Origin of the sequence: Kribbella sp. NPDC050820, from assembly GCF_040653975.1 — a bacterium.
Classification (GTDB): domain Bacteria; phylum Actinomycetota; class Actinomycetes; order Propionibacteriales; family Kribbellaceae; genus Kribbella.
The window spans coordinates 19,813-46,359 of the sequence record NZ_JBFAHB010000027.1 but is presented as its reverse complement, the minus strand read 5'-3'; the positions used below and the strand labels follow the sequence as shown (position 1 = coordinate 46,359).

At 69.1% G+C, this 26,547-nt stretch carries 25 protein-coding genes; 15 read left to right on the top strand and 10 right to left on the bottom strand.

The genetic code is table 11. From position 1 onward, the window contains the following. The first annotated feature begins 329 nt into the window (after positions 1 to 329). From AB0H36_RS23090 to AB0H36_RS23060, 7 genes are all read left to right on the top strand, one after another. The gene (locus AB0H36_RS23090) at positions 330 to 1,076 is read left to right on the top strand and encodes a trehalase-like domain-containing protein (protein ID WP_360526816.1); all 747 of its coding nucleotides are present in this window, start codon (positions 330 to 332) and stop codon (positions 1,074 to 1,076) included. Then, positions 959 to 1,786: a glycoside hydrolase family 15 protein gene (locus AB0H36_RS23085; RefSeq protein WP_360527005.1), complete on the top strand. Its 828-nt coding sequence runs from the start codon at positions 959 to 961 to the stop codon at positions 1,784 to 1,786. Before AB0H36_RS23090 ends, AB0H36_RS23085 begins: the two co-directional genes overlap by 118 nt. 75 nt (positions 1,787 to 1,861) lie before the next feature. Next, entirely contained in the window at positions 1,862 to 3,712 is a 1,851-nt protein-coding gene (locus tag AB0H36_RS23080; RefSeq protein WP_360526813.1) for a glycoside hydrolase family 15 protein, read from the top strand. Continuing rightward, positions 3,709 to 4,749, top strand: a complete 1,041-nt coding sequence (locus AB0H36_RS23075; RefSeq protein WP_360526810.1) for an ABC transporter ATP-binding protein — start codon at positions 3,709 to 3,711, stop codon at positions 4,747 to 4,749. The genes AB0H36_RS23080 and AB0H36_RS23075 overlap by 4 nt, the downstream gene beginning before the upstream one ends. Beyond that, on the top strand, positions 4,746 to 5,381 hold the full coding sequence (locus AB0H36_RS23070; RefSeq protein ID WP_360526807.1) for an ABC transporter permease: 636 nt from the start codon (positions 4,746 to 4,748) through the stop codon (positions 5,379 to 5,381). The genes AB0H36_RS23075 and AB0H36_RS23070 overlap by 4 nt, the downstream gene beginning before the upstream one ends. A 1-nt stretch (position 5,382) precedes the next feature. After that, on the top strand, positions 5,383 to 6,087 hold the full coding sequence (locus AB0H36_RS23065; RefSeq protein WP_360526804.1) for an ABC transporter permease: 705 nt from the start codon (positions 5,383 to 5,385) through the stop codon (positions 6,085 to 6,087). Next, entirely contained in the window at positions 6,084 to 7,019 is a 936-nt protein-coding gene (locus AB0H36_RS23060) for an ABC transporter substrate-binding protein (RefSeq protein ID WP_360526801.1), read from the top strand. The genes AB0H36_RS23065 and AB0H36_RS23060 overlap by 4 nt, the downstream gene beginning before the upstream one ends. A 10-nt stretch (positions 7,020 to 7,029) precedes the next feature. Here AB0H36_RS23060 and AB0H36_RS23055 read toward each other — a convergent pair whose 3' ends face one another. From AB0H36_RS23055 to AB0H36_RS23040, 4 genes are all read right to left on the bottom strand, one after another. Continuing rightward, the gene (locus tag AB0H36_RS23055) at positions 7,030 to 7,539 is read right to left on the bottom strand and encodes a sigma-70 family RNA polymerase sigma factor (RefSeq protein WP_360526798.1); all 510 of its coding nucleotides are present in this window, start codon (positions 7,537 to 7,539) and stop codon (positions 7,030 to 7,032) included. 99 nt (positions 7,540 to 7,638) lie between these two features. Beyond that, entirely contained in the window at positions 7,639 to 8,190 is a 552-nt protein-coding gene (locus AB0H36_RS23050; RefSeq protein WP_360526795.1) for an Lrp/AsnC family transcriptional regulator, read from the bottom strand. Further along, positions 8,177 to 9,661, bottom strand: a complete 1,485-nt coding sequence (locus tag AB0H36_RS23045; RefSeq protein WP_360526792.1) for an aldehyde dehydrogenase family protein — start codon at positions 9,659 to 9,661, stop codon at positions 8,177 to 8,179. The genes AB0H36_RS23050 and AB0H36_RS23045 overlap by 14 nt, the downstream gene beginning before the upstream one ends. Further along, the gene (locus tag AB0H36_RS23040; RefSeq protein ID WP_360526789.1) at positions 9,651 to 10,406 is read right to left on the bottom strand and encodes an SDR family oxidoreductase; all 756 of its coding nucleotides are present in this window, start codon (positions 10,404 to 10,406) and stop codon (positions 9,651 to 9,653) included. The genes AB0H36_RS23045 and AB0H36_RS23040 overlap by 11 nt, the downstream gene beginning before the upstream one ends. Positions 10,407 to 10,506: 100 nt before the next feature. On the opposite strand from AB0H36_RS23040, the gene AB0H36_RS23035 reads away from it, so the two are divergent. Then, on the top strand, positions 10,507 to 11,484 hold the full coding sequence (locus AB0H36_RS23035) for an SDR family oxidoreductase (RefSeq protein ID WP_360526786.1): 978 nt from the start codon (positions 10,507 to 10,509) through the stop codon (positions 11,482 to 11,484). Here the strand turns inward: AB0H36_RS23035 and AB0H36_RS23030 are convergent. From AB0H36_RS23030 to AB0H36_RS23010, 5 genes are all read right to left on the bottom strand, one after another. After that, positions 11,472 to 12,713: an MFS transporter gene (locus AB0H36_RS23030; protein ID WP_360526783.1), complete on the bottom strand. Its 1,242-nt coding sequence runs from the start codon at positions 12,711 to 12,713 to the stop codon at positions 11,472 to 11,474. The genes AB0H36_RS23035 and AB0H36_RS23030 overlap by 13 nt on opposite strands. A gap of 7 nt (positions 12,714 to 12,720) precedes the next feature. Then, positions 12,721 to 13,896, bottom strand: a complete 1,176-nt coding sequence (locus tag AB0H36_RS23025; RefSeq protein ID WP_360526780.1) for an amidohydrolase — start codon at positions 13,894 to 13,896, stop codon at positions 12,721 to 12,723. A 20-nt stretch (positions 13,897 to 13,916) separates the two neighbouring features. Continuing rightward, positions 13,917 to 14,555, bottom strand: coding sequence for a GntR family transcriptional regulator (locus tag AB0H36_RS23020; RefSeq protein ID WP_360527001.1), 639 nt, complete (start codon positions 14,553 to 14,555; stop codon positions 13,917 to 13,919). Positions 14,556 to 14,642: 87 nt separating this feature from the next. Then, positions 14,643 to 15,524: a tachylectin-related carbohydrate-binding protein gene (locus AB0H36_RS23015; protein WP_360526777.1), complete on the bottom strand. Its 882-nt coding sequence runs from the start codon at positions 15,522 to 15,524 to the stop codon at positions 14,643 to 14,645. Positions 15,525 to 15,536: 12 nt separating this feature from the next. Continuing rightward, positions 15,537 to 16,070 (bottom strand): RDD family protein, encoded by a 534-nt coding sequence (locus AB0H36_RS23010; RefSeq protein ID WP_360526774.1) that lies wholly within the window; start codon positions 16,068 to 16,070, stop codon positions 15,537 to 15,539. Positions 16,071 to 16,232: 162 nt separating this feature from the next. Between AB0H36_RS23010 and AB0H36_RS23005 the strand changes: the two genes are divergently transcribed. Beyond that, positions 16,233 to 16,634: a hypothetical protein gene (locus AB0H36_RS23005; protein WP_360526771.1), complete on the top strand. Its 402-nt coding sequence runs from the start codon at positions 16,233 to 16,235 to the stop codon at positions 16,632 to 16,634. Between the two features lie 28 nt (positions 16,635 to 16,662). Then, on the top strand, positions 16,663 to 19,857 hold the full coding sequence (locus AB0H36_RS23000; RefSeq protein ID WP_360526768.1) for a BTAD domain-containing putative transcriptional regulator: 3,195 nt from the start codon (positions 16,663 to 16,665) through the stop codon (positions 19,855 to 19,857). On the opposite strand, the gene AB0H36_RS22995 is transcribed toward AB0H36_RS23000, so the two are convergent. Further along, entirely contained in the window at positions 19,842 to 21,632 is a 1,791-nt protein-coding gene (locus tag AB0H36_RS22995; protein ID WP_360526765.1) for a GAF domain-containing protein, read from the bottom strand. The genes AB0H36_RS23000 and AB0H36_RS22995 overlap by 16 nt on opposite strands. Positions 21,633 to 21,757: 125 nt before the next feature. Here AB0H36_RS22995 and AB0H36_RS22990 point away from each other — a divergent pair, with 125 nt between their 5' ends. The 5 genes from AB0H36_RS22990 to mimD all read left to right on the top strand — a co-directional run bounded on the left by AB0H36_RS22990 (position 21,758) and on the right by mimD (position 26,542). Continuing rightward, positions 21,758 to 22,003, top strand: a complete 246-nt coding sequence (locus AB0H36_RS22990) for a hypothetical protein (protein ID WP_360526762.1) — start codon at positions 21,758 to 21,760, stop codon at positions 22,001 to 22,003. A 178-nt stretch (positions 22,004 to 22,181) separates the two neighbouring features. Further along, positions 22,182 to 23,831: a hypothetical protein gene (locus AB0H36_RS22985; RefSeq protein ID WP_360526759.1), complete on the top strand. Its 1,650-nt coding sequence runs from the start codon at positions 22,182 to 22,184 to the stop codon at positions 23,829 to 23,831. A gap of 91 nt (positions 23,832 to 23,922) precedes the next feature. Beyond that, entirely contained in the window at positions 23,923 to 24,996 is a 1,074-nt protein-coding gene (locus AB0H36_RS22980; protein WP_360526756.1) for a 2Fe-2S iron-sulfur cluster binding domain-containing protein, read from the top strand. Further along, the gene (locus tag AB0H36_RS22975) at positions 24,993 to 26,174 is read left to right on the top strand and encodes a hypothetical protein (RefSeq protein WP_360526753.1); all 1,182 of its coding nucleotides are present in this window, start codon (positions 24,993 to 24,995) and stop codon (positions 26,172 to 26,174) included. Before AB0H36_RS22980 ends, AB0H36_RS22975 begins: the two co-directional genes overlap by 4 nt. Then, positions 26,171 to 26,542 carry a propane 2-monooxygenase effector subunit MimD gene (gene mimD / locus AB0H36_RS22970; RefSeq protein WP_360526750.1) on the top strand — a complete coding sequence of 124 codons (372 nt, stop codon included), beginning with the start codon at positions 26,171 to 26,173 and terminating at the stop codon, positions 26,540 to 26,542. The genes AB0H36_RS22975 and mimD overlap by 4 nt, the downstream gene beginning before the upstream one ends. Positions 26,543 to 26,547 lie beyond the last annotated feature (5 nt).

Below are 26,547 nucleotides of genomic sequence, written 5' to 3'. Positions count from 1 at the left end.
CGGAGTACGGCGTGACGGGTTGCGCAGCCGAATGCAGGCCGACCGGGTGGAGGCTCGGTTCTGCCGGAGCGTCGAGTTTCTGTCCCTGGGTGACGATCTCGTACTCGCTCGGCATTCGGCGAAGGTCGCCGAAGGCGCTGAACGTACGGCGGCGGCCCTTCCGCTCGACCATCCGGTCAGCCTAGTTCAACAAACCAGGGGTGGCGACACCCGGACATCGCCCGTCGTTCCACCCGGGAGTGTCACGGGCGCGGCCGGACGCCGTCCGGGACGACCGTGGAGAACCACGGCACGTCCACCGAAGGCCGGCCGAGCGAGAGGCACCGACGATGACAGCTCACATCGAGGACTATGCATTGATCGGCGACCTGCGCACCGCCGCCCTGATCGGCGTCGACGGATCCATCGACTGGCTGGCACTGCCTCGCTTCGACTCGCCGGCCATCCATGCCGCGCTGCTGGGCACAGCCGAGCACGGCCACTGGGCGTTGGCGCCCGTGACAGGCCGACACTGCGCCCGCCGGTCCTACCGATCCGGAACGTCGATCCTGGAGACCGACTGGATCACCGAGGCCGGCGCGGTCCGAGTCACGGACTTCATGGACCCCACCTCACCGGCGTCCCAGGTGATCCGGCTGGTCGAGGGCCTCATGGGAGAGGTGGCGATGGCCACCACCCTGAGGCCACGGGTGTCGTTCACTCTCACGCACACGACCGGCGGGGACGCGCCACTCCCGGATCCGACGGGGCAACTGGCGTCCACAGACGCGTTCTGGACGGACTGGTCCGGCCGCAGCACCTACACGGGGCGGTGGGCCGGCGAGGTGACCCAGTCCCTGGTCTTCCTGAAGGCGCTCACGTACGCCCCGACCGGCGGGATCCTGGCCGCCGCAACGACCTCCCTGCCCGAGCAGACGCTGGACTGGCTCCCCGGCCACGCCGTTCGGCACCGGTCCGAATCGGCAACGCCGCCGCAGTCCAGCAACAGAACGACGTGTGGGGTGAGGTTCTCGACGTACTGCTGGCAACGCACGATGCCGACGTACCGGTCCTGCCGGAGGAGCGTCGGCTGGTAGCGAGGATGCTGGATCGTCTGCTCAGCACCTGGCACCAACCTGACCACGGCCTGTGGGAGATCCGCGGACCACGCCGGCACTTCCTGCACTCGAAGCTGCTGGCGAGGGTAGGGCTCGATCGGGCCATCGCCTTCGCCGAGTCGGGTGATGCGACGGCCTTGGCGTACGAGCTCGACCGGCACCGCAGGCTCAGGGCGCACCTGCGCACGGAGATCCTCGACCGCGGCTTCTCCTCGCAACTGCGGGCGTTCGCACAGTCCTACGGCTCCGCGCGCCTGGACGCCTCAGTACTCCTGATCTCCCGCTACGGCTTCCTGCCCTGGTCCGATCCTCGCGTCGTGGCGACCGTCGAGACGATCCAGCGCGACCTCACCCACAACGGACTGGTACTTCGCTACACCACCAGCGAGAGTGAGCCGAACCTGGACGGCCTGCACGGGTCCGAAGGCGCGTTCGTGGCCACCTCGTTCTGGTTGGCGGATGCACTCTACGAGCTGGACCGCGGCGACGACGCGATCGCGCTCTTCGAGCGGCTCCTCGGCCTGCGCAACGACGTCGGCCTGCTGAGCGAGGAGTACGACCCCGTCGCCGGTCACCATCTCGGGAACACCCCGCAGGCATTCAGTCACGCCGCCCTGGTCACCACCGCGCTACGTCTCGACGCGCAACCGGCCGGCATCGTCCGCACCCTGGCCGAGGAAGCATCCTGACCTCTTCCTACCGGGGAAGGACCGGGGTGTCCCCTGGGCGCGAGCCGCAGCCGCAGCGCGGCATCGTCTTGTGCCATGTCGAGTACGCCGATCGCGCACCATGCGATGCTGTCCGACCGACACACCGCCGCTGTCGTGGACAGCGCCGGCTCGGTCGAGTGGCTGTGCCTGCCGCGGTACGACAGCCCGTCGGTGTTCGGACGCCTGCTAGATGCGGACGCTGGGCACTGGTCGATCAAACCCACCGCGGCCTTCAGCGTGTCCCGGCGCTATCTGGCCACCAGTCTGGTCCTGGAGACGACGTTCGTCACCGCGGCCGGGACGGTGACGTTGACCGACCCGCTGTGCCTGGGCCAGGACAACGGCGGTCATCGGCTCGGCACCGACGTACCGCACCTGCTCGTGCGCCGGGTGAGCTGCACGGCCGGGTCGGTGGACATCGAGCTCGAGTACCGGCTTCGACCTGGCTACGCCCTGGCTCCGGCAACGCTGAGGATGGTTGCAGGCGGCGTGTCGGCTCGCCGCGGCGACGAGGAGGTGTTCCTGTCCTGTCCGCTGCCTCTCGAGGTAGTCGCCGATGTGGCGCGCGGCCGGACGCGACTGTTCGCCGGCGAGTCGATGCTGTTCGGCGTACAACACCGCTTCGCGCATGATCCCGAGGCGCGCGTCTGGTCGCAGGCCGAGCTGGCCGACGGCATGCGTCGGACGGTCGCCGCGTGGCGGTCGTGGTCCGAGCTACACCAGACGTACGACGGCCCGTGGGCCGACCTGGTTCACCACAGCGGCCGCGTTCTCCAAGGGCTGTCGTACCAGCCAAGTGGTGCGATCGTCGCGGCCCCGACGACGTCGCTGCCCGAGGAGATCGGCGGCCGTCGCAACTGGGACTACCGCTACTGCTGGGTGCGCGACGCCAGCCTGACGCTGGATGCGCTCTGGGTGGCGGCCTGCCCCGACGAGGCGCTCGACTTCTTCACGTTCATCTCCGGAGCAGCGGCCCACTCGGCCGGTGAGTTCCTCGATCTTCAGGTGATGTTCGGGGTCGGCGGTGAACGCGAGCTGGTCGAGCGGGAACTGGCCCATCTGCACGGATGGTGCGGCAGCCGGCCGGTACGGGTCGGCAACGGGGCCTGGAACCAGAGTCAGCTCGACATCTACGGCGAACTGCTCGCCGCCGCCCACCGGCTGCGAGACCGCCTCGTGCTGACCCCCGGCATCGCCGGGTTTCTGGTCGCGTGCGCCGACACGGCCGCCCGTCGGTGGCCGGAGCGCGACCACGAGATCTGGGAGATGCGCGGTCCGAGGCAGCACTTCCTGTACTCCAAGGTGATGTGCTGGGTCGCGCTGGACCGGGCCATCGCGCTGGCGGACCTGCTCGAGGCGGGACACCGCGTCGAGGACTGGGCCCGAAGCCGAGCGGCGATCCGTCGGCTCGTCCTGCGCGACGGATGGAGCGACGAGCTGGGCGCCTTCGCCGGCGCGCTCGACTCCACCGATCTGGACGCGTCGGCGCTGATGCTCGCGATCGTCGGGTTCCTGCCCGCCGACGACCCCCGCATGCTGGCCACCATCGACGCGGTCGAGCGCGACCTCACCGATTCACGCGGCTTGGTGTACCGGTACCGGGCGACGGACGGCCTCGCCGGCGACGAAGGCACGTTCTTGCTGTGCACGTTCTGGCTGGCGCGGGCCCTGGCGCTGTCCGGGCAGGTCGAGCGGGCGCTGACCGTGTTCCGTCGAGCTGTCGCCTACCTGAACGACGTCGGGCTGCTCGCCGAGGAGGTCGACGCCCGGACCGGGGAGCTCCTCGGCAACTTCCCCCAGGCGTTCAGCCACATCGGCCTGATCAACGCCGCCTGGGCGATCAGCCAGGCCACCGTTCCCACCGGCAGCCGAGCGCCGTACCGGGCGAGCGGGAGGTTGCGATGATCACCTTCGACAAGGTGTCCAAGCGGTTCGCCGATGGCACCGTCGCTGTCGATGCGCTGAGTCTGCGCGTTCCGCACGGGCAGATCACCGTGTTGCTGGGGCCGTCCGGCTGCGGCAAGACCACGACGCTCCGGATGGTCAACCGGCTGGTCGAACCGAGTGCCGGAACGATCACGCTGGACGGCCGAAACGTGGCCGGCCTGCCGGTGCACGAGCTACGCCGCGGCATCGGCTATGTCATCCAGCAGGCAGGACTCTTCCCGCACCGCACTGTGCTCGAAAACGTCGTGACGGTCCCCGGCCTCCTGGGCTGGGAGAAGAAACGGCAGCGGGACCGGGCCCGCGAGCTTCTGGACCTCGTCGGACTGGGCGCCGAGGTCGCCGACCGCTACCCGCGCCAACTGTCCGGCGGGCAGCAGCAACGGGTCGGCGTGGCCAGGGCCTTGGCGGCCGATCCTCCCGTGCTGCTCATGGACGAGCCCTTCGGCGCGGTCGACCCGGTACGGCGCGGAGGCCTGCAGCAAGGGTTTCGCCAGTTGCAGCGCGAGCTTCGCAAGACCGTCATCCTCGTCACGCACGACGTCGACGAGGCAGTGCTCCTGGGCGACCAGATCGCGATCTTTCGACCCGGCGGCCAACTCGTCCAGGCCGGGACACCGCAGACCCTGCTGGCCAATCCGTCCGACGCCTTCGTCGCCACGTTCCTCGGCAGCAGCCGCGGGCAGCAACTGCTGTCCCTGCGCTCGGCGGGCCAGGTCCCTGCAGCTTCGGTTCCAGCGGAGGGCCTGATGGGTTGGCAGCTCGAGCTCACCCCCGACGGACAGCCCAAGGTCTGGCGGGCAGTGACCGCCGGCGCGCACCTGCCCGTGCCGGTGCAGGGCGTCGGACCGTCGGGGTCGTTGCGAGACCTGCTCGACTCGGCCCTCACCTCCCCGGCCCGCGCCGCCGTTCGCCTCGACCGTCGCGGCGCGTTCTTGGGTGTGGTGCCATGGCCGGTCCTCAGCACGCACCTGCTCGAGACGGCGGTCGCGGGATGAACTGGTCGTGGCTGGCCGACAACCTCGACATCGTGCTCGAGCAGATGCGGGTGCATGTCCAGATCACCGTCGCCGCGCTGGCGCTGAGTGTCGTGGTGGCCCTCCCGTTGGGGGTCGCCGCCTATCGGTGGCCGAGTGTCTATCCCTGGCTCCGAGTCGTGATCGGCGCCCTGTACACGATCCCTGGGCTTGCGCTGTTCGCGGTCCTGGTCACCGTGGTCGGTCTCGGCGCCGCCCCGGTCGTGATCGCCCTGGCCCTGTACGCACTGGTCATCCTGGTCGCCAACCTGGTCGAGGGACTGCGCGCCGTCCCGCGGGACATCGTCGATGCCGCCGCCGCGGTGGGATACCGGCCGGCGACTCGGCTGTTTGCCGTCGAGCTGCCGCTGGCGGTGCCGACCCTGATCGCCGGGCTGCGGGCCGCGGCCGCCTCCACGATCTCGCTGGTCAGCCTGGGCGCCCTCGTCGGGAGCGGCGGCCTTGGCCAGCTGCTCATCCACGGTTTCCAGGTCGCCAACCCGGTGGAGATCTGGACGGGATTGGCCGGGACCGTCGTACTCGCCGTGATCGCGGACCTGTCTCTGGTCCTGGCCGGGCGGACGTTCACACCATGGCTGAAAGCACGGTCGTGACATGGAGGCCTGCCTGGACTGGCTCACCGATCCCGCGATGTGGTCGGGACCGAACGGCATCCCGGTCCGCCTGCTGGAGCACGTGATCTACTCCGCCGTCTCGGTGCTGATCGCCGCCGCGATCGCCGTACCGCTGGGGCTGCTGACCGGGCATCTCGGTCGCGGCAGTCTTCCCACCACCACGGTCGCCACGTACTGGCGGGCCGTCCCCACGTTGGGCGTGGTGGTCCTGGTGTTCCAGCTCGAACCGCTGTCGGTCTGGCCCGTTCTCGTGGCACTGGTGCTCGTGGCACTGCCGCCGATCCTGTTGAACACCGATGCAGCGCTGCGCTCGGTGGACCCTGGCTCGCGGGAGGCGGCGGTCGGCATGGGCATGACCGGTCCCCAGGTCCTCCGCCGGGTCGAGCTGCCACTCGCCGTACCGCTGATCCTCACCGGGCTGCGTTCAGCGACCGCTCAGGTCGTCGCGACCGCGACCGTCGCTGCCTTCGTCGGACTCGGCGGGCTCGGCCGCTACATCATCGACGGCTACGCCAACCGCGACTTCGCACAGATCACCGGCGGGGCGCTTCTCATCACCGGCCTGGCACTCGGGCTCGACGGACTCCTCGCCGTCCTGCAACGGCGCCTCGATCCCACCGCCGGCCCGCGTCGCCGGATGCCGGGATACCTGCTCGGCTCCGTCAGCCTCAAGGAGAAACCATGAAGAAGAAGTTGCTGGTCCTGCTCGTGGTGGCTCTGGTCGGTGTGCTGCTTGTCCTCGACGCAGTGGTCGGCGTCATCGGACCGGACGACTCCTCGAGCGGCGAGGCAGGTCAGCGGCCCCGGTTGACCGTCGGGTCGGCCAACTTCCCCGAGAACGAGCTGCTCGCCGAGATCTACGCCGGTGCGCTGAGCGCAGCCGGCTTCGAGGTGAGCACCAAGCTGAACATCGGGTCCCGCGAGGTGCTGTTCCCGGCGATGGAGAGGAGCGAGATCAACGTCGTGCCGGAGTACACCGGCGCCTTGCTCAACTACCTGTCCAAGGGCGAGGCGAGCGCCACCGGTACCAGCGAACAGGTCTCCAAGCTCGACGCGACGCTGCCGAAGGGTTTGCGGTTGCTGAAGCCATCGAAGGCACAGGACCAGGAGACGGTCACTTGCACCCGTGCTGTCGCCGAGAAGCATGGCCTGACCAGCCTGGAGGACCTGGCCCCGGTCAGTGGCGAGCTGGTCTTCGGCGGGCCGCCCGAGTTGCCGCAGCGGGAGGGCTTCGGCTTCAAGGGCCTCAAGGACGTGTACGGCGTCGTGTTCGCCAAGTTCCAGCCGCTGGACGTGTCGGGCCCGTTGACAGTCGCGGCACTCCGGGACGGCAAGGTCGACTGCGCGAACCTGTTCAGCACCGCATCCGCGATCACAACCAACGGTTTCGTGTCGTTGACCGACCCGCGCGGCCTGATCCAGTCCGAGGCGGTCGTCCCGCTGATCACCGAGGCCAGTGCGACGCCGCAGGTGACGCAGACGCTCGATGCGGTCAGCGCTCAGCTGACCACGGACATCCTCAAGACGTTGGTCAAGCGCGTCGAGGTCGACAAGGAATCCTCCGCGGCCGTCGCCGCCGACTTCCTCGGCGACAACGGACTCAACGCCGCCCGCTGAGGCAGCCTGATCAGGCAGCTTGGCGAGGTGCCCGGTGCGGGAGCGCGTGCCGCAGCCCGGCGCGGCCGCGGTGGATGCGACTTTGCACGGTCCCGATCTTGAGGCCGAGCGTTGACGCAATCTCCCGGTAGGTCAGACCCTCGATGTCGCGGAGCACCACGACGGCCCGGTACTCGGGGCACAGCCCCTGCAGCGCCGCGACCACGTCGCTCGCCAGGATGCGGTCCTCGACGATCTGCGGCGGTGGGGCCTCGCCACTCGCCGGCAGCTGGTCGTTGTCGGCCAGCCGGTCCCACCTGATCCGTCGCTTGGCCCGGGCCCGGTCGATGAACAGGTTCGTGGTGATCACATGCAGCAGCGCCGGCGTGGGCGCCGAGACGTACCGGAACACCCGGACGAAGACGTCCTGCGCCAGGTCTTCCGCATCCTGCCTGTTGCCCGTGAGGCGGTAGGCGCGACGGTAGACCCGCTCGAAGTAGGTACGCACCCAGTCGTCCCACACACCGTCGTCCGTAGCCATGGCAGCACGCCCTTCCCGAACTTGGGTAGGCATCAACCGTCGCGCCCCGGCGAGCCCGGTCGCGCCCGTGGAACGCCCTGGCCGATCCCCCGGTCGCGGTCAGTCTGCGATTGCCTGGTCGAGTTTGGTGAGGAGGGCGGGGCCGAAGTCCTTGGGGGGCATGTCGGCTACGGACAGGAGGGTGGCCGTGCGTTGGATGCCTGGAATTCGCCAGATCTGGTCCATCAGGATGGTGCGTAGTTCGCCGTAGTCGCGGACTCGCATGCGGATCAGGAGGTCGAGGTCTCCGGTGACCAGGGTGACGTCTTCGACTTCGGCCAGTTCCCAGAGGGCGGCCATGATCGCGGCGACGTCGTACCCCGGGCCTGCTTCGATGGAGAGGAACACGACCTGCCCGTAGCCGACCACCGACCAGTCGACCTGGGCGCGGTACCCGGTGATCACGCCGTTGCGCTCGAGTCGCGCCATCCGCTCACCGACGGTGGGGGCGGACACGCCGAGCATGGTGGCGATCTGGCGCTGCGACGCACGGCAGTCGGCCAGCAGGATCTTCAGCAGGGCCAGGTCGATCGCGTCGAGTGCATAGGGCTCACGCGTCGTCGCGGCGACGTCGCGGACGTGCGCCAGGGAGGAGTGGTTATCGGCGAGCATGGGATTCTCCCCTGGTGACATGCGTTTCGGAGACGAGGCGAAGCTGGGTGAAGGCGAGGATGCCTTCGATCCCGCCTTCGTAGCCGTAGCCGGAGTTGCCCAGGCCACCCAGCGGTACGTCGGGCAGCGAGGGAGCCAACTGGTTGACACCGATGTTCGACGCGTTCAGTCGCCGTACGACGTCGTCGCGCACGGCCATGCTGTCCGTGAACAGGTACGCCGCAAACGAGTACGGCGCCGCGTTGGCTGCATCGATCGCCTCGTCCACCGTGCTGAACGAGGAGACGGTCGCGATCGGGCCGAACGGCTCTTCCGAGAGGATCGTGGCCTTGGAGTCGAGTGGAAGTCCGGCGAGGATCGTCGGCTCGAAGTAGAACCCGTCACGGGCCGCTTGGCTGCCGCCAGTGGTGATGACGGCCCCATGATCGACGGCGTCGCGGGTGAGGCGGACCAAAGCGTCCACACGCCCTTGATGCGCGACCGCGCCGAGCGTGACTCCCTCCTCGGTGCCGTGCCCGAGGACGTAGGACTTCGCCTTGGCCGTGAGCTTGTCGACGAACTCCCGGTAGCGGGACTCGTGTACGAAGTACCTCGAGGGCGCAACGCACGACTGCCCGGCCGAACCGAACTTGGCGGCCGCAGTCGTGGCGATCGCGTGATCCACGTCGGCGTCGTCCAGCACCAGCACGGGAGCATGCCCGCCCAGCTCCAGCACGGTGCGGATCAGGTTCGGCGCCGCCTGCGCGGCCAACGCCTTCCCGACGGCCGTCGACCCCGTGAACGACAATGCCTTGATCGACGAGGACGAGGTCAACTGTTCCGACACCGCCTGCGGATCACCGAAGACCAGGTTCACGACGCCGGCCGGAAGGCCCGCGTCGGCCAGCACCTCGACGACGAGTCGCGCGGTGGCCGGAGCGAACTCCGACGCCTTGAACACCACCGTGCAGCCGGCCGCGAGAGCAGCGCCGAGCTTGCGGGTGGCCAGCACCGCCGGGAAGTTCCAGGCCGTGATCACCGCGACCGGGCCGAGCGGTGTCGGCATCGACGTACGGCGTGAGCCGGCAGCGACGCCCGGGAACATCGTGGCCTGCACCCGGCCGGCCTGCTCACCGTTCCAGCGCAGCGTCTCCACGGCCCGGCCGATCTCACCGCGGGCGTCAGCCTCCGTCTTCCCGGTCTCCAGCAGGATCGTCGCGGTGGCCTCCTCGACACGATCCGCCAGCAGGCCTGCCGCTCGCCGCAGGATGTCGCCCCGGGCCGCGGCCGGCGTGGCGGACCACGCTGCGAAAGCAGCCTCGGCTGCCGCGATCGCCTCCGCCACCTGCTCGGTGCTCGCCAACGACACTGCGCCGACGGTTCGGCCGTTGCCTGGGTCAACATTGTCCAGGCGGCCGGCCTTGCCTGCGGTCCAGGTCCCGTTGACGAACAGCTCCGCACTCATCCGCGCCCTGCTGGTGTCAACGGACATACGACGCTCCGTTGACATCGATCGTGGTGCCGGTCGCATGCTTCGCCAGACCGCTCGCCAGGAACGCGATGATGTTGGCGACGTCCTGCGGCTGCGCGACCTCCCCCAGGCCGGTCTGCTCCGCGGCGACCTCGACGCCGACCGTGTCACGGAAGTGCTCGTTCAGGTCGGTGTCCACATACCCAGGGGCGACTGCGAAGGCGGTCACACCTTGGCGGCCGTACTGCCGAGCGATCGTGCGCGTCATCGCAACGACCCCGGCCTTGGCTGCCGCATAGTGCCAGTACTCCGGGTCCTCGCCGCGAAACGCTGCGCGCGACGCCAGGTTGATGATGATGCCGCCCCGGTCGCGTCCGGCGTACGCCGTCACCGCCTCGCGGCACAGGACCGCGGGCGCCTTGAGATGCAGGTCGAGCGAGAAGTCCCAGACCTTCAGCCATTCCTCGAGCGGGGCGTCCAGCGGAGCGGGCGGATAGGCGCCGGCGTTGTTGACCAGGACGTCGACGTGGCCCTTGACGGACCAAGCGTCGTACCAGAGCTGCTTGGCCGCCACCAGGTCGGTGAGGTCGGCGACCAGCGGCGTGGCGCTGTCACCGAGCTCTTTGGCGAGGGCGTCGAGCGCGGGTCCCGCGAGGTCGTGGATCAGCGCATGCCCGCCTTGGGTCACGACGGTACGAGCGGTCGCCGAGCCGATACCACCACCGGCGCCGGTGATCAGGACGACGCGGCCCTCGAGACTGCTCACAACGCACCTCCATTTGTAAGGACAGGATGGCCCAACTGTTATCATTCTCCAAGTTCTGAACTACGCCGACCTTACACATCTCCCGCCTGGAGTGGCCCGAATGCGCGTTCTCTTTCTCGGTGGAACCGGAATCATCAGCTCGGCCTGCTCCTGGCGAGCCGTCGAACTCGGGCTGGACCTCACGGTCGCCAACCGGGGCCAGACCTCGGTCCGCCAACTCCCGCCGGAGGCGAAGCAGCTCACCGCCGATGTCGACGATCCGCCGTCCTTGGCCGCTCTCGCCGGCCAGGACTTCGACGTCGTGGTCGACTGGGTCGCGTTCACCCCCGATCACGTGCGGGCTCGCACCGACGCTTTTCGGGGACACGTCGGCCAGTACGTGTTCATCAGCTCGGCTTCGGCATACCAGACGCCTCCGAACCGGCTGCCGATCACCGAGTCGACGCCGTTGCGCAACCCGTTCTGGCAGTACTCGCGCAACAAGATCGCCTGCGAGGACCTGCTGACCGCGCTGTACCGCGAGGAGGGTTACCCGGTCACGATCGTGCGGCCCTCGCACACCTACGACCGCACGCTGGTCCCGTTCGACGGCGGCTGGACGATCGTCGAACGGATGCGCCGCGGCCAGCCCGTCGTGGTGCACGGCGACGGGACCTCGTTGTGGACCCTGACCCACCACCGCGACTTCGCCCGCGGACTGGTCCCCTTGCTCGGCCACCCACGCACCCTGGGCGAGGCCTTCCAGATCACCTCCGACGACGTCCTCACCTGGGACCAGATCGCGAACGCACTAGCCACCGCTGCCGGCACGCAGGCCCAGATCGTCCACGTCCCCTCGGACGCGATCGCCGCCGTACACCCTGGCTGGGGAGCCGGCCTCCTGGGCGACAAGACTCACTCCGCAGTCTTCGACAACACCAAGCTCCGCCAGGTGGTCCCCGACTACGTCGCCACCATCCCCTTCGAAACCGGCGCCCGCGAAATCATCACCTGGTACGACGAAGACGCCACCCGCCGCCGCATCGACTCAAGCATCGACGAAGCGATGGACACCCTCGTCGCCCGCTACACGCCGTAGCGCAGGAGTTGGGGGGTTCGAACGGTGAGGGTGAGGGTCGAGGCGACGAGGAGCAGGGCGCTGGCGAAGGTCGTGAGGGCGACGCCGTAGTGGTTGGCAAGGGCACCCAGGACCAGGGATGCCAGGGGCATGATGCCGATGGCCAGTTCCTGGACGCCTAGGGCGCGCCCGTGGAGGTGTGGGTCGGTGGTCATCAAGAGCAAGGTCGTCTGTAGTACGCCGAAGGCTGCGCTCATCACGCCGATTCCGCCCATCAGGAGGAACGACGTCGCCGGGTTCGTCGACAGGGCGAACAGTGACCACAGGGTTCCCCAGCAGGCGGTGCCGACGAGGAACATCGCTCCCTTCCAGCGGAAGTCGCCCAGCGCCGCGATCACTACCGATCCGAGCAGCCCGCCGACACCTCCGCAGGTCAGCAACCAGCCGAGCCCGGCGGCGTCGAGGCCGAGCGACTCGTGCGCGAAGACCGGCATGAACGCCTGATAGATCGGCCACAGGAAGATGTTCGCCGCCAGCGTGACCAGCAGGACCGATCTGGCGAGGCGGTTCCGAACGATCGCGCGGAGCCCGCCGACGACCATCCGGACCGCCGATTCGGCGTGCTCGTGAGTCACGTGCCCAAGACCGCGCAACGGCAGCAGCATGGCGAGCGAGATCGCGTACCAGACGGTGGAGATCCACAGCGCCGCCGCCGCACCCAGCCCGCTGATCATCAGGCCGCCGATCGCCGGGCCGATGACCTGGGTCATGTTCAGCGCCATCGAGTTCAGGGCGTTCGCGTTGCTGAGGTTGCGCCGCCCGACCAGGTCGAGAACCAGCGAGGCACGAGCCGGTTGGGACGGCGACTGCGCAAGACCGACCGCCAGCCCACCGACCAGCAGGACCCAGTACGGCGCCTTGTCCAGCGACGTCAGCGCAGCAACCCCGCTGCCCGTGACGAGCGCCCACGAGCACGCGATGACCAGCAGTCGTACCCGGTTGTGGCGATCGGCGACCGCACCGGCGAACGGCCCCAGCAGCAACGGCGCGAGTCGCGCAGCAGCGAACACCGCGACGAGCAGATCGGACCGAGTGGTCTCGTAGGCGAGCCAGCCGAGCACCAAGGTCTGGGTCCAGACACCGCCGAAGAAGAAGAGGTTCGAGAACCACAGCAGCCGGAACGGCCGGTTCTCGCGCAACGATCCCAGCGCCTGGCCGACCACGGCAGGCGCGCGACTGGTTTTGAGCAACGGTGGCTCAGCCGACAAGCTCGCCGTCGCGGACGACGATCCGCCCGCCGGCCACCACAAGCTCACGCCGCGGAGCCCGGACCAACGCGTCGGGCGCATGTTGAGCATCGATCAGTACGACGTCCGCCCGCGCGCCGGGCGCCAACGTGCCGCCATCGTGGTCGACGAACCTGGTTGCAAGTCGGACGGCGTACTCGAGCTCCTCGTCCGTGCGAAGACCGTGCAGCCGAGCGAACCCGAGGGCGACCCGAAGCAGGTCACCATCACCGTACGGCGACCACAGATCGCGGATGCCGTCCGTACCCAGACCGATCGCGACTCCCGCCTCCTGCATCGCGCGCCACGGCAGCGGCGCGGACCGGACCGGGGCGACCGTCGTCCACGAGATGCCGGCTTCGCCGAGTTGTTCGACCAGCTGATCCTGGCGGGCCGGCGACAGCTCGCCGAGGGCGAACCCGTGCGACACGTTCACCTTGCCGGCCAGCCCGGTGGAGCGAGTGCGTTCGATGATCAGCTCGTACTGGAAGGCGCCGAGCTCGCCGCCGTCGTGCAGGTGGATGTCGATCCCGACCCCGCGCCGCTCGGCGATCGCGAACAAGGCATCAAGCTGGCCGACCGGGTCGCGGTCGATCGACGCGGGGTCGAGACCGCCGATGCTGGTCGCGCCCTCGGAAGCCGCTTGGTCGAGCAGGTCGATGACTCCGGGTCGCCGCAGTACGCCGTCCTGCGGGAACGCCACGATCTCCATGGCGACGGCGTGGTCGAGGGTGGCAGCGGCCTCGCGGACGCATTCGATGCCACGGAGACCGACCCCGAGGTCGACGTCCACGTGGGTGCGGGTCGTCGTCGTACCGTGCCTGAGGAACTCCCGCAGCACCGCGGTGGCGCCGGCTGCACTGGGGATGCCGTACTTCGCCCGCTCGGCCCGTTCGTGTGCGATCCGCCCCTGGGTCGTGGGCTCGCCGCCGTACGAGACCCAGGGCTGACCCCACCAGCTTTTGTCCACATGTGCGTGCGCGTTGACGAAGCCGGGCAGCGCGAGCAGACCGCGACCGTCAACGCGCTCCCCCGCCGGGCCGTCACCGCCGGTCGGCAGCACCGCCGTGATCACGCCGTCGGCGATGTGTAGATCGACCGGGTCGCCACCCCATGGGCGGACGTTGGCAAGCAGCAACGAAGTCATGCCGCAAATGGTATACCAAACTACCGGAGCCGACTTCGCTGGAGTTCGTGCGAGGTGGCCAGGTGTTCCGTGACCAGACGCTCAACCTCGACCACATCGCGACCTGCGATGGCGGCGTACAGGCCTCGGTGCTGCTCCGCGACCGCGGCGAGGTCGTCGTGCTGGGCCAGCAGCCAGCGCATCCGGCTGCGCAGCGGGCGCTCGATCTCGACCAGCAGGTCGTTCGAGGCCAGCTCGGTCACGATCTCGTGGAAGTCGCCCGCGGCCCGCCGGGCCCGCACGGCGTCGTTCGCTCGCACCGCTTCGAGTTGCTGATCCAGAGCGCGCTTGAGCCGCTCCAAACCCTCACGGGTACGGCGTTCCGCCGCCAACCGGAACGCCAACGGCTCGAACGCGGCCCGCACCTCGCTCAGGTCGGCGATGTCGGTATCGGTGAACTCCCGGACCACCGCCCACGACCGCGGCCGCAGCGTGACCAGCCCCTCCGTGACGAGCGTCTTGAGGGCCTCCCTGACCGGGACCCGGCTCACGCCGAGGTCGTCGGCCAGGTCACGCTCCACCAGTCGATCGCCGGGACCGCGCACGCCATCCAGGATCTCGTCACGCAACCGCCGGGTCACCCGGTCCGCCTCGGACTCGAACCCACCGCTGTGCGCCATCACGCTCCCAGCCTCATTGGTATACCGATCCCAGTATGCCGAACCGTTCGGAGCCGAGGCGTCCGGGTGCACGCAGACCGAACCGGGCTACTGCCCGTAGGCCTTCGCGGTCCAGCCGAGGGAGCCGAGCGAGCCGCAGTTGATGTCGGTGCCGATGCCGTCCGTCTTCTTGGCGTCGAAGTGGACCGAAACCCGGCCGGTGGCGGTGATTCCGAGCAGCGCCCTGCCGTCGGGGTGTGCGTCGCAGGAGCCGGTGCTGAGGGTGGTGAAGGCTCCCCAGCCGGTCGACCGCAGGACCTTCGAGCTGATCGTCGTCGGGGTGGCCCGGTTGATCCGCCACTCCTTCAGCTCGCCGTTGGCCTTCGTGCCGATCAGCACGTCGACGGCCGCCGTACCGGTGCCGCCGCTGCGCTCGTAGACCAGCGTGTTGACCGTGTCCCAGCCTTTGCCGGCCAGCTTCACCGGTGTCGACAGCGTCAGCACACCATTCACGTAGCTCTCCGTGGAGCGGTACAGCGAGGTGCCCGCCACGTGATAGAGGTACGGCGACGCCGAGGCGAGGATGCGGGCTCCGGCGAATCCGACCCCGATGTGGCTGGCACTCATCGCCATGATGCGCCAGGATCCGTCGATCAGGTGGCCCTCGCGGGTCACCTTGAACAGCCGATCCGAGCCCGCGCGAGCGGCGTACCCGGTGGTGCGGAAGACGGTGTCGTCACCGGAGGCGCCGATCTGCTGGTACGACGTCGGCACCCAGCCGAGATTGTCGTTGGCGTACTCCGAGGTGCTGGTCGTCCCACCGTCGTACACATAGGTGAGACGTTGTCCGTCGGAGCGGTACGCCGTGGTGAACACGCTGCAGTCCGCCGGCACGTCGCCGACCGCCGCGGTCGTGGGCCGGGCCGCGACGACGATTCCGGCCGCGGAGACGGCCAGCGCCGTTGCGGCGGCCACGATCGATTTACGCATCAGAAGAGATCCTTAGTTCGAGTTGGGAACTGCGTGAAGTGATGCCCGGAGCCGACGGGTGGCGTCGACGTCCAGGCTGCCCCTGACGAAGGAGCCGGGCGGGGATCCTCCGCCGCCGCCGAGCGTGCCGAGCAGCACGCCGACGATCAGGAGCGGGAGCAGCAAGATCCGGACCACCATCGCCCACGGCGCCCGGAAGCCCAGCCGGCCGCCGTCCTTCAGCCGGACGACCTGGGTCCCGGCCAGGACACCGCCCAAGGCCCGGCCGTTGCCGAAGAACAATCCGTACCCGAGCGGAGACCCGACCACGAGCCCGAACAGGGCGAGCGTCAACGCTCCATTGCCGAGGTCGAACTGGAGGTCCACCAACGCGACGGCAACCACGCCAATGCCCATGCCCAGGGCAACCACCAGGAAATCCACCAGCCAGGCCAGGGCCCGCGCCCACTCCCCCGCGCGCACGTACCGATCCCCGTTCCCGAACGGCTCGACTCGCTTGGCGACCTGCTCACCCAGGACGCTCGCCGGGTCCACATGACGATTCACGACGGCGACCGTACGATCCCGCAGGCCGACCAATCCGGTCGCAACAGCCCCCGCAGCCTGAAACCCGCCCGCCGAAGTACGGGCCGACTACGGGCAGACCGATGCCGAAGACAACAACTACCCTTGTTGCCGCCAAGACACGATCGAGGAGTGATCCAGCAGATGCGGTGGTTACCCGCTGTTCTTGCGTCGACGCTCGGGATGCTGGCCGTCACGGCGTGCTCGCCCGGAAAGGCCACCGACTGCGAGGAGGCGTTCCGCGCGGCGGCGACGTCGGTCCCCGGCGTGACCTCGGCGGAGTGGGACTGCAACTTCGGTTTCGGCGGCGGCTGGCAGCGCGGGCAACTGGTGGTCGAGGCTGCCACCAAGGACGAGGCCGCGGGGGTGATGGAGGCGGTGCTGCGGGCGTTCGCCGCAGCACCTGGGCTCGAGGACGGGTGGGCGACCCCGCAGGAGTACGCAACCGAGGACAGAGCGATCGTCGTCGGGGCGAATGCGCTGGGTTTCAACGGCGTTCCAACTGTCGGTCAGGTACGTGAGCGGTACGGCATCAGGCCGGGCTGAGCTCCTCGGGGTCCGTAGGATGCTCTTCGTGTCCGGGAGATCTGCGGAGCGGTTCGGGGCGTTGTTGCGGGTGCTTCGGCAGGACGGCGGGATGACGCAGCGGGAGCTCGCTGAGCAGGCCGGGCTCAGCGCGGGCGCGATCCGCGACCTGGAACAGGGCCGGACCCGAAGCCCGAAGCGAGAGTCGATCGAGGCCATCACCACCGCCCTCGCGCTCAATCGACGGGATGCCGTGAAACTGCACGCCGCCGCGAAGGCGAGCCGATCGGGCACCGGTGCGACCGCAGGCGTCGCCGGGCCGGTGCGGATCGCGATCCTCGGGCCGCTCGAAGTCTGGCAGGGCGACGTCCCGGTCACCGTCAACTCCGGTCCACAACGCACCTTGCTGGCTAAGCTCGCTCTCGCGGCAGGTACGACAGTCGGTCAGGACGAGCTCATCGATCTCCTCTGGCCGCGCGCCGTACCGGAGAACGCGGCGAATCTGCTGCACACCCGGATCGCGCGGTTGCGAAGGCTGCTGGAGGGCGACGAGCAGACCGTGGTCGCCGGCGGCCCCACCGGCTACCGGCTGGCACTCGGCGACAGCGAGCTCGACCTGCTGACCTTCCGCAGTTTGACCGCCCAGGCCGCACTCGCCGGGCCGGACGAGGCATTCACGATGCTTGCGGACGCCCTGGCGCTGTGGCGTGGCGCGACGGACGTGGAGTCCATGGTCACCAGCCCGCTCTACGTCGCCCTCTCCAACGAGTGCACCGCCGCCGCCAGGGCTCTCGCCGAGCTGGCCCGCGAGCTCGGCGATCCCGAACGGGCGCTGGAGCCACTGCGAAACCTCGCCGCGCACCACGAGCTGGACGAGCCGCTGCACGTCGAGCTGATCCAGACGCTGGCGGCAGCGGACCGCCAGGCCGAGGCCCTCGCGGCCTATGACCGGATCCGGTCCGCGCTCGCCGAACAGCTCGGCATCGATCCGGGTGAGCGGCTCCGCGCGGTCCATCTCGACGTACTCCGGCAGCAGAATGGGACTCCGGCACAACCAGCGCCGCGATCGGTCGTCCAGCAGGTTCCGTCCGCACCACCGGACTTCGTCGGCCGCGCGGCCGAGCTCGAGACGATCCGTACGGCGCTCGCCGGCGCTGCTGCCCTGTCCTCCCGGGTCGTCCTGATCAACGGAATCGCGGGCGTCGGCAAGACGGCATTGGCCCTGACCGCCGCGCACAGCCTCCGTGCGGAATACCCGGACGGTCAGTTGTACGCCGACCTGCACGGCAGCGCCACGACCGCCACGCCTGCCCCGATCCAGGTACTCGGCCGCTTCCTCCGTGCCCTCGGCGTGCCCGCCCGCCGGGTCGGAACCGACGAAGCCGAAGCCGCCGCACTGCTCCGCAGCGAGCTCGCCGACCGCCGGATCCTGGTGCTGCTCGACAACGCGCAGGACGCGGCCCAGGTCCGGCCGCTGCTACCGGGGGCCGGCCGCAGCGACGTGATCGTCACCAGCCGCCGGCGACTGCCGGACCTGGCCGCGGCGGGCGTGGTGAACCTCGAGCCGCTCCCCCAGAACGACGCGATCCGGCTGATCACCGCCATCGCGGCTACGCATGGGCTCGTCGAGGCCGAGTCCGACGGTGTGACCGCACTCGCCGAAGCGTGCGGCCGCCTCCCGCTCGCCCTTCGGATCGCAGGCTCCCGACTCGCCGCCCGACGAGGGTGGACCGTCGCCGACCTGGCCCGCCGCCTGGACGACGGCAACCGGCGGCTGACCGAGCTCAGCCTCGGCGAATCCAGCGTGCTCAACAGCTTCCAGCTCAGCTACGCCGACCTGAGCTCCGAGGCCCAGCTCGCCTTCCGGCTGTGCAGTCTGCACCCCGGCGACGACTTCAGTGCCGACAGCACCGGCATCCTGCTCGCGGTGCCGGCGGCCGCGGCCGAACGCGTCCTGGAAGAGCTCCTCGACGCCAACATGCTGCTGCAGCAGACGAAGAACCGCTACCGGTTCCACGACCTGCTCGGCCTCTACTCCCGGCAGCTGCTCGCCGACGACCCCGACGCGGAAGCTGCGCAAGGGAGACTGCATGCCTGGTACGCCGAAGCGGTGACCGCCGCCATCGATTGGGCCAATCCCCACCTCGTGCGGCTGGCCACCCACCCCGAGCCGACCAGGTTCTTCAGCTCGGAGAGCAAGGCACTCGAGTGGCTTGAAGACGAGCTCCCGGCGTTGCTGGCAACCGTGACGACTTGCTCGGAGGACCAGGAGCTGTCGTGGCGAATCGTCGACCAGCTCCGGGGATACTTCCTGATGCGCCGGGACGCCGACGGCTGGCTACGCGCAGCACAAGCCGGGATGGCCGCCGCCTCGACCTCCGATGACCACCAGGCGCATGCCGCCATGCTCATGAACCGGGGTCAGGCGTTCGGTGCGATCGGACGCGAACAGGAAGCCCTGTCCGACTGCCTCGCCGGTCACGCCCTCGCCGTAGCCGTCGGCTGGACCACAGGCGCCGCCTACCTGGCGCACCAGATCGCGTGGCTTCAGCAGGAACGCGGCAACCTCGTCGAGGCCGAGCGGTGGATGCGCCGCGCCCTGGCGTTGACCGACGACGAGAAGGACGGCCACGTCCGCGCCATCGCGCTCAACGGTCTCGGCATGACACGCCTCTACCAGGGCGAACCGCAGGAGGCAGCCGACCTGTTCACCGCCGCGCTCCGGATCGACGAGACCGGTCGCGAGATGTCGGCGCTCACCATCCGCGGCAACCTGGCGACCACCCTGCGAATGCTGGGCGCCGCGGACCAGGCGGCTGACCTGCTCACCGACGTACAGGAGGCTTACCGGCACCGCTCGTACCTCAGGGGTGAACTGTCCACGCTGGACGAGTGGGCGAGGCTCTACTCCCAGCGCGGAGACGGCGCCGCGGCACTACAGGCGGCACTCCGAGCGCACCACCTCGCGATCGTCGTCCGCGACCGGAAGGCCCAGGCGCAGACCGCGTCGACCGTGGCAGAGGCCTACCTGACGCTCGGCGACGCGCCGTCTGCCATCGAGTGGATCGAGGATTGCCTCACGATCGCCCGCGGCACGTACCCGTACCTCGAGGCCGAGGCACTCATCGCCCTGGCCACCGCGCGCAACGACCCCACCTCGGCTCAGCAGGCAGCCTCCATCGCCAGGTCCTGCGGATTCCGCCTCCTCGAGGCACAGGCAATGGCGGGTCAGCGGATCCCGTAGTCGTGGATCTTGCGGTAGATGGTGGCTCGGGACATCCCGAGTGACCGGGCGGCCTCGCGTCGGTTGCCGTTGTTGTCGAGGAGGCTGCGGATGATCGCGTCGCGCTCCAGGGCCTCCAGCTGGCTGAGGCTGCGGCGGCTGGTCGCCTGCAGCTCGGCGGGCAGGTCGGCCGGCACGATGACACCGGTACGGCGCCGGTGCTGGACGACCTGCTTCAGGACCTGATGCAGTTCCGCGGTGTTGCCCGGCCAGGCCGACCGCAGCAGCTGGTGCAGCGCGTCCGGCGAGCAGCTCAGGTCTCCGTGGCTCAACTGGCTCAGGAAGAACGGAACCAGTTGACGGACATCGCCGATGTGGTGCCGCAGCGGTGGCACATCGACGGTGATGGGGAACAACGTCAACAGTTCGCCCAGATCGGTCCCGTTCGAGGCTCCTGTCGTCACTGTCAACGCGACCCACGGCGGGTTCAACCCGCGCTGCTCGACTCCGCTCTGCAAGGCGCCGGCCAGCTCGTCGAGCTGGGCCGGCCCCAGCCGTTCGGCGTGCCGGATGACCAACGCCTGGACTGTGTCGTCGGCGAGCTCGGCCTCGAGATCGTCCGCGAAGCTGTCCGACGCCTCGGCGGCATCGGCCAGGTGGAACAACCCACCCGGGTTGTTCTGCTGGTGGGCCGCCCGGGCCAGCGCCACCTTTCCGGCCCCCGCCTCGCCGGTGAGCACGATCCAGTGCCCGGCGCGGTAGGCGTTGTCCACGGCCCGGCTGGTCGCAAGCCAGGGCGCGCTCCGGCCGGCGATCCCGGGCAGCTCCGGGCGTGGTGGCGGCCGGTGCGCCGTCACACTCGTCAGACCGCGGCCGGCAGTCTGCTCGGTGAGCTGGATGACGGCGCCGGTCTCCCGTCCGTCCTCAGGCACCCGCCGGCAGGTGAGGCGCACTCGTCGCCCGCTCGGAAGCTCGATCGACAGGGAGTTGGTCGCGGCCTGGGCCAGCAGGTCGGCGGCGTGCGCGAGGACGGCCGCTTGATCGCTGCCGTCGAGGTTCTGCTGTGCGTAGGCGTTCATCAGCAGCAAGTCGTCGTTGACCGCGAGCACCATGTCATTGGAGCGGCGGCCGGCCAGCAGGTACTCCTGGAGCAGCTCCTGCTCCCGGGCCGAGCTGTCCTGCAGCAGCGCCGCGCGAATCTGGTCCGCGGTGGTCTTGGCCAGCGTGATCAGCAGCGATCCGGCGTCCTTGCGCCAGCAGGTGAGATCGATGGCGCCGACGATCTTGCCGCTGATCGGGTGCTTGATGGGGACGCCGGCACAGGCGAGGTCCTCCAGGTCCTCGGCGTAGTGCTCGTGCCCGAACACGTGCATCGGCCCGCCGCGCTCGAGCGCCGTACCGATGCCGTTGGTGCCCGCGAACTGCTCGGAGTAGCTGAAGCCCGGCGCGAGGTGGACCCGGTCCAGGTGCCGCTTCAGCTGGGCGTCGGCGGTGAGCCGGCGCAGTACCAGCCCGTTGCGTTCGGTGAGGATCACGCTGATCGGCTGCCCGGCCAGATGCTCGTAGAGCCGGCTCAGCACCGGGGTCGCGCTGCGCGCCAGCGGCAGCTCGAGATCGGGGTCCGCGACGTACGGCAGGTCGATCCGGTCGGCCGGGAGGTTCCACCGCTGGGAACGCACCCAGGAGGCCAGGACCGGTCGGCGCACGTCGCCGAGCGGAAACGCGTCGTACGTCAGGAACCGCAGCCGGGCCTGGGCAAGCCGGCTGTCGCCTGACTCAGGTGCCACTTCGTCCACGAGGCCTCCCGACAGATGGCATCGCCATCTAGAGCCTAGTCTCTGGCGGGAATGTGACTGTCTCATATTGAGACAGCCACGGCGGCCGCGATGGCGTCTGATGCGAAGTGCGGAGGTGGTGCCGGATGGACGACGACATTCCGGCCGTCGAGACCTACAACCCGTGGACGATCGTGAACGCGGTCTTCCACCAGCTCGTCGACGCCGGCCTGCATCCCGTGCTCGGGACGACCGGCGATCCGGGCGCGGCCGCCGCCGACCTGCTCGTCGCGCTCGGTATCCGGCCGTCCGTCCAGGCGGACTCCCGGCCCCTGCAGGACACCAAGGCCGAGCTCGCCGAGCTCCGGAAGGCCGCGCTCGGCGACCCCTGACCGCGAGGGTCTCAATTTGAGACCTCCCGGCGAATGCGGTGGCGATGTACTGCAACTACGAGCAAGACGTGGGCTCGCCTCCGAGGGCCCACGCCCGCGGCCCCGCGGCCGCGTCCGGCAGCGCGTGCCCGACGCGGCGGGGGCCGATCCGGCGGCCACAGCCACGGGAGGGAGAGCCATGAGTCGCCAGAGTGTGGCCAAGGCCCACCAGAAGATCCAGGAGCTGTCCTGGGAGCCTGCGTACCACGAGCCCGTCTCCCAGTACGGGACCGACTACACGTTCCAGAAGGCTCAGAAGAAGGACCCGCTGAAGCAGGTCCTGCGGTCCTACTTCCCGATGCAGGAAGAGAAGGACCACCGCGTGTACGGCGCCTCGGACGGAGCGATCCGGGGCAACATGTTCCGCCAGGTCCAGGAACGCTGGCTGGAATGGCAGAAGCTGTTCCTGAGCATCATCCCGCTGCCGGAGATCTCGGCGGCCCGGGCGATGCCGCTGCTGTTCCGGACCGTGCCGAACCCCGAGTTGCACAACGGCCAGGCGATCCAGATGATCGACGAGGTCAGGCACTCGACGATCCAGCAGAACCTCAAGCGCCTGTACATGAACAACTACATCGACCCGGCGGGCTTCAACTCCAGCCTGCGCAACTTCCAGAACGACTACTGCGGGACCATCGGCCGGCAGTTCGCGGAAGGCTTCATCACCGGTGACGCGATCACGGCGGCGAGCATCTACCTCACCATCGTGGCCGAGACCGCGTTCACCAACACGCTGTTCGTCGCGATGCCCGCCGAGGCGGCCGCGAACGGCGACTACCTGCTGCCGACGGTGTTCCACTCGGTGCAGTCCGACGAGTCACGGCACATCAGCAACGGGTACGCGACCCTGCTGATGGCGCTGGCCGACGAGGGCAACCACCAGCTGCTGGCCCGCGACCTGCGGTACGCGTGGTGGAACAACCACCGGGTCGTCGACGCGGCGATCGGCACCTTCATCGAGTACGGCACCAAGGACCGCCGCAAGGACCGCGAGAGCTACGCCGAGATGTGGCGCCGGTGGATCTACGACGACTACTACCGCAGCTACCTGGTGCCGCTGGAGAAGTACGGACTCGAGATCCCGCACGACCTGATCGAGGAGGCCTGGAACCAGATCTGGAACAAGGGGTACGTGCACGAGGTGGCGCAGTTCTTCGCCACCGGCTGGCTGGCGAACTACTGGCGGATCGACCCGATGACCGACAAGGACTTCGAGTGGTTCGAGTACAAGTACCCCGGCTGGTACGACAAGTACGGCAAGTGGTGGGAGAACTACAACCGGCTCTCGGTGCCGAACGGTCACCACCCGATCGTGTTCGAGGACGTGGACTACGAGTACCCGCACCGCTGCTGGACGTGCATGGTGCCGTGCCTGGTCCGTGAGGACATGGTGATGGCGAAGGTCGACGGCCAGTGGCGGACCTACTGCCACGAGATGTGCAAGTGGACCGACGAGACGGCGTTCCGGCCGACGTACCAGGGCCGGCAGACGCCGAACATGGGCCAGCTGATCGGCCACCGCGAGTGGGAGACGCTGTACCACGGCTGGAACTGGGCCGACGTGGTCAAGGACATGGGCTTCGTCCGTGACGACGGCAAGACGATGACCGCGCAACCGCATCTCGACCTGAACCCGGACAAGATGTGGACGCTCGACCACCTGCGGCGCTGCCCGCCCCTGCAGAGCCCGAACGTGCTGCTGAACGAGATGACCGACGACGAGCGGACGGCCTTCGCAGCCCGCTACGTCCGCGGCGGGCCGGCCGGAAGAGCTCCGGTCGACGCCTGACCGGCGTACCGCCACGCGGGAGGGCAGGGCCAGTCTGCCCTCCCGGTCCTCTCCCCTGTCCCCTCCCTGTCAACGCAGCTGTGAGGAGCCCATGGGCGACAAGCACGTCGTACGGTTCGAACCCGTCGGCATCGAGATCGAGGTCGACGAGGAGCAGACGATCCTGCGCGCCGCGGCCGAGCAGGGCGTCATGCTGATGCACGGCTGCAAGGAGGGCCAGTGCTCGTCCTGCAAGTCGTTCGTGCTCGACGGCGACGACATCGAGCTGGACCGCTACTCGACGTTCGCGCTGCCCGAGTACGAGCTGGACGAGGGCTACACGCTGCTCTGCCGGGCGCACCCGTACGAGGACCTGACCATCGAGCTGCTCAACTACGACGAGGACATGATCCGCTCGGGGCTGCCGATCCAGACCGGCGTCGCCGAGGTGGTCGCGAACACCGCGGTCACGCACGACATGCGGCACCTGGTGCTGCGGCTGCTGGAGCCGGGCGAGCTGAAGTACTTCCCCGGCCAGTACGTCGACATCGCGGTGCCCGGGTCCGCGGCCACCCGGTCGTTCTCGATGGCGAACACGTCCAGCCGGGACGGGGGCCTGCTCGAGTTCGTGATCAAGATCTATCCGGGCGGGCTGTTCTCGTCGTACCTGGACCAGCGGCTGGCCGTCGGCGACCGGCTCGACCTGACGGGTCCGTTCGGGGTCTTCACGCTGCGCGACAACCCCGGCGCACGGCTGGTGTTCCTCGGCGGCGGCGCCGGGATGGCGCCGGTGCTGGCGCTGCTGCGGTCGATGGCCGAGCGTGCCATCGACCGGCCGACGATCTACTACTACGGCGCGCGCACCCGGCGTGACCTGTGCTTCGACGAGGAGCTCAGGGCGCTGTCCACCACGCTGCCGAACTTCCGCTACGTTCCGGCGCTGTCCGAGCCGGCCGGCGACTACGAATGGGACGGCGAGGTCGGTCTGATCACCGACGTCGTCGCCCGGCACGAAGACGACCTGGCCGGCGCCGACGCGTACGTGTGCGGCCCGCCGCCCATGGTCGAGGCCGCGCTACCCCTGCTGGAACGGCTGGGCGTCGCGCAGAAGCGCATCTTCTACGACAAGTTCACCACCACCGGCGAGGCCGGTGATCCCGAGGCGATGGGGGCAGAGAACAGATGACGACCACACAGGACACCACTCAGGAACGGAGTGTGCCGAAGCCGGTCTTCACCGATGCCGAGGCCGGCGCCAAGGTGTTCCCGGACTCGACGGCCCGCCGGTACAACTACTACACCCCGCAGAAGCGCAAGCAGAGCCACTACGAGGACGTCACGGTCGAGGTGCAGCCGGATCCGCGGCACTACCTCAGCCAAGGCTGGCTGTACGGGTTCTCCGACGGCCGCGGCGGCTACCCGCTGGACTGGACCGTGCTGAAGGCGTGGGGATCGGACCGGCCGGAGCCGGAACGCGGACCAGGCACGGGCGGCACGGGCTACGAGTGGCCGGCGCTCGGCTGGCACGAGTTCCGGGACCCGAACGAAGAATGGGAGATGACGCTCTACCGGTACAACTCCAACGTCGTCCGCCAGGTCACCCAGAACGTCGAGGCGGCCAAGGCGACCAAGGCCTTCGACCAGTGGAACCGCAACTGGGTCCGGTTCATCGAGCAGCATGTCGGTGCCTGGATGCACGTGGACCACGGCTTGGGCCTGTACCTGTTCGCGAACGCGAACCGGCGGGCGCCGACCAACATGCACAACAACGCGATCTCGGTGAACAGCATGCACCGGATCCGCGCGGCGCAGGACCTGGCGCTGTACAACCTGACCCTGTCCGAGGAGCTCGACGACTTCGACGGCAGCGCGCACCTGGAGACCTGGAACTCCGACCCGGCCTGGCAGGGAGTGCGGGACCTGGCCGAGCGGCTGACCGCGATCGACGACTGGTGCGAGGCGATCTTCGCCGCGAACGTCGTGTTCGAACCGCTCGTCGGCGAGCTGTTCCGCAGCCAGCTGGTCCAGCAGGCCGCCCCCGGCAACGGCGACTTCGTGACACCGACGGTGATCGGCGCGGCGGAGTACGACTTCGCCGAGCGCGACCTGCGCTACACCAAGGCGATGTTCGAGCTGCTGACCGCGGACCGGGAGTTCGCCGACCACAACAAGGCGATCCTGCAGGACTGGCTGTCCGAGTGGACGTCACGGGCGATCGAGGCGGCCCGGACGCTGCAGCCGCTGTGGTCGCAACCGGACACCAAGCCACCCCGATTCGAAGACGGGCTGGACCGGGCGAAGAGCCGCTTCAGCGGCATCGTCGTCGGACTCGGCCTCGAGGAGCCGAAGGAGCTGGCACAGTGAGCACCACCTTCACCACCGCAGAGAGCCCGTTCAAGTCCGACAGCACCGCGTCCAACAAGTGCGGTTTCACCCTGATGAACAACCAGGTCGGGGAGGTCGTCGCCGAGGTCATGGGCAAACTGGACAACGTCACCCTGACGCCGCTGCCGTCGATGATCAGGGTCGACGCGGTCGGCAAGATGGAGGTCGTCTACGACGAGATCTCCGAGGCGCTGGGCGAGGAGCCGGGCTACTTCGACCAGGCCGAGTTCGAGGAGAACATGTCGACGCATTACGGCCGGATGATCCACACCGACGACCGGACGATCCTGGTCGCGAATCCCGAGGACGCGGCCGACTACCTCGGCTTCGACCTCAGGGCCGTCTGACAACA

Excerpts from the sequence above, each read along its gene's own strand:
- AB0H36_RS23035 (WP_360526786.1), top strand. The coding sequence starts at position 10,507 with ATGCGCGTTCTCTTTCTCGGTGGAACCGGAATCATCAGCTCGGCCTGC.
- AB0H36_RS22975 (WP_360526753.1), top strand. The coding sequence starts at position 24,993 with ATGACGACCACACAGGACACCACTCAGGAACGGAGTGTGCCGAAGCCG.
- AB0H36_RS22990 (WP_360526762.1), top strand. The coding sequence starts at position 21,758 with ATGGACGACGACATTCCGGCCGTCGAGACCTACAACCCGTGGACGATC.
- AB0H36_RS23045 (WP_360526792.1), bottom strand. The coding sequence starts at position 9,661 with ATGTCCGTTGACACCAGCAGGGCGCGGATGAGTGCGGAGCTGTTCGTC.
- AB0H36_RS23055 (WP_360526798.1), bottom strand. The coding sequence starts at position 7,539 with ATGGCTACGGACGACGGTGTGTGGGACGACTGGGTGCGTACCTACTTC.
- AB0H36_RS23075 (WP_360526810.1), top strand. The coding sequence starts at position 3,709 with ATGATCACCTTCGACAAGGTGTCCAAGCGGTTCGCCGATGGCACCGTC.
- AB0H36_RS23060 (WP_360526801.1), top strand. The coding sequence starts at position 6,084 with ATGAAGAAGAAGTTGCTGGTCCTGCTCGTGGTGGCTCTGGTCGGTGTG.
- AB0H36_RS23025 (WP_360526780.1), bottom strand. The coding sequence starts at position 13,896 with ATGACTTCGTTGCTGCTTGCCAACGTCCGCCCATGGGGTGGCGACCCG.
- AB0H36_RS23005 (WP_360526771.1), top strand. The coding sequence starts at position 16,233 with ATGCGGTGGTTACCCGCTGTTCTTGCGTCGACGCTCGGGATGCTGGCC.
- AB0H36_RS23080 (WP_360526813.1), top strand. The coding sequence starts at position 1,862 with ATGTCGAGTACGCCGATCGCGCACCATGCGATGCTGTCCGACCGACAC.
- AB0H36_RS22985 (WP_360526759.1), top strand. The coding sequence starts at position 22,182 with ATGAGTCGCCAGAGTGTGGCCAAGGCCCACCAGAAGATCCAGGAGCTG.
- AB0H36_RS23015 (WP_360526777.1), bottom strand. The coding sequence starts at position 15,524 with ATGCGTAAATCGATCGTGGCCGCCGCAACGGCGCTGGCCGTCTCCGCG.
- AB0H36_RS23065 (WP_360526804.1), top strand. The coding sequence starts at position 5,383 with ATGGAGGCCTGCCTGGACTGGCTCACCGATCCCGCGATGTGGTCGGGA.
- AB0H36_RS23090 (WP_360526816.1), top strand. The coding sequence starts at position 330 with ATGACAGCTCACATCGAGGACTATGCATTGATCGGCGACCTGCGCACC.
- AB0H36_RS23050 (WP_360526795.1), bottom strand. The coding sequence starts at position 8,190 with ATGCTCGCCGATAACCACTCCTCCCTGGCGCACGTCCGCGACGTCGCC.
- AB0H36_RS23020 (WP_360527001.1), bottom strand. The coding sequence starts at position 14,555 with ATGGCGCACAGCGGTGGGTTCGAGTCCGAGGCGGACCGGGTGACCCGG.
- AB0H36_RS22980 (WP_360526756.1), top strand. The coding sequence starts at position 23,923 with ATGGGCGACAAGCACGTCGTACGGTTCGAACCCGTCGGCATCGAGATC.
- AB0H36_RS23070 (WP_360526807.1), top strand. The coding sequence starts at position 4,746 with ATGAACTGGTCGTGGCTGGCCGACAACCTCGACATCGTGCTCGAGCAG.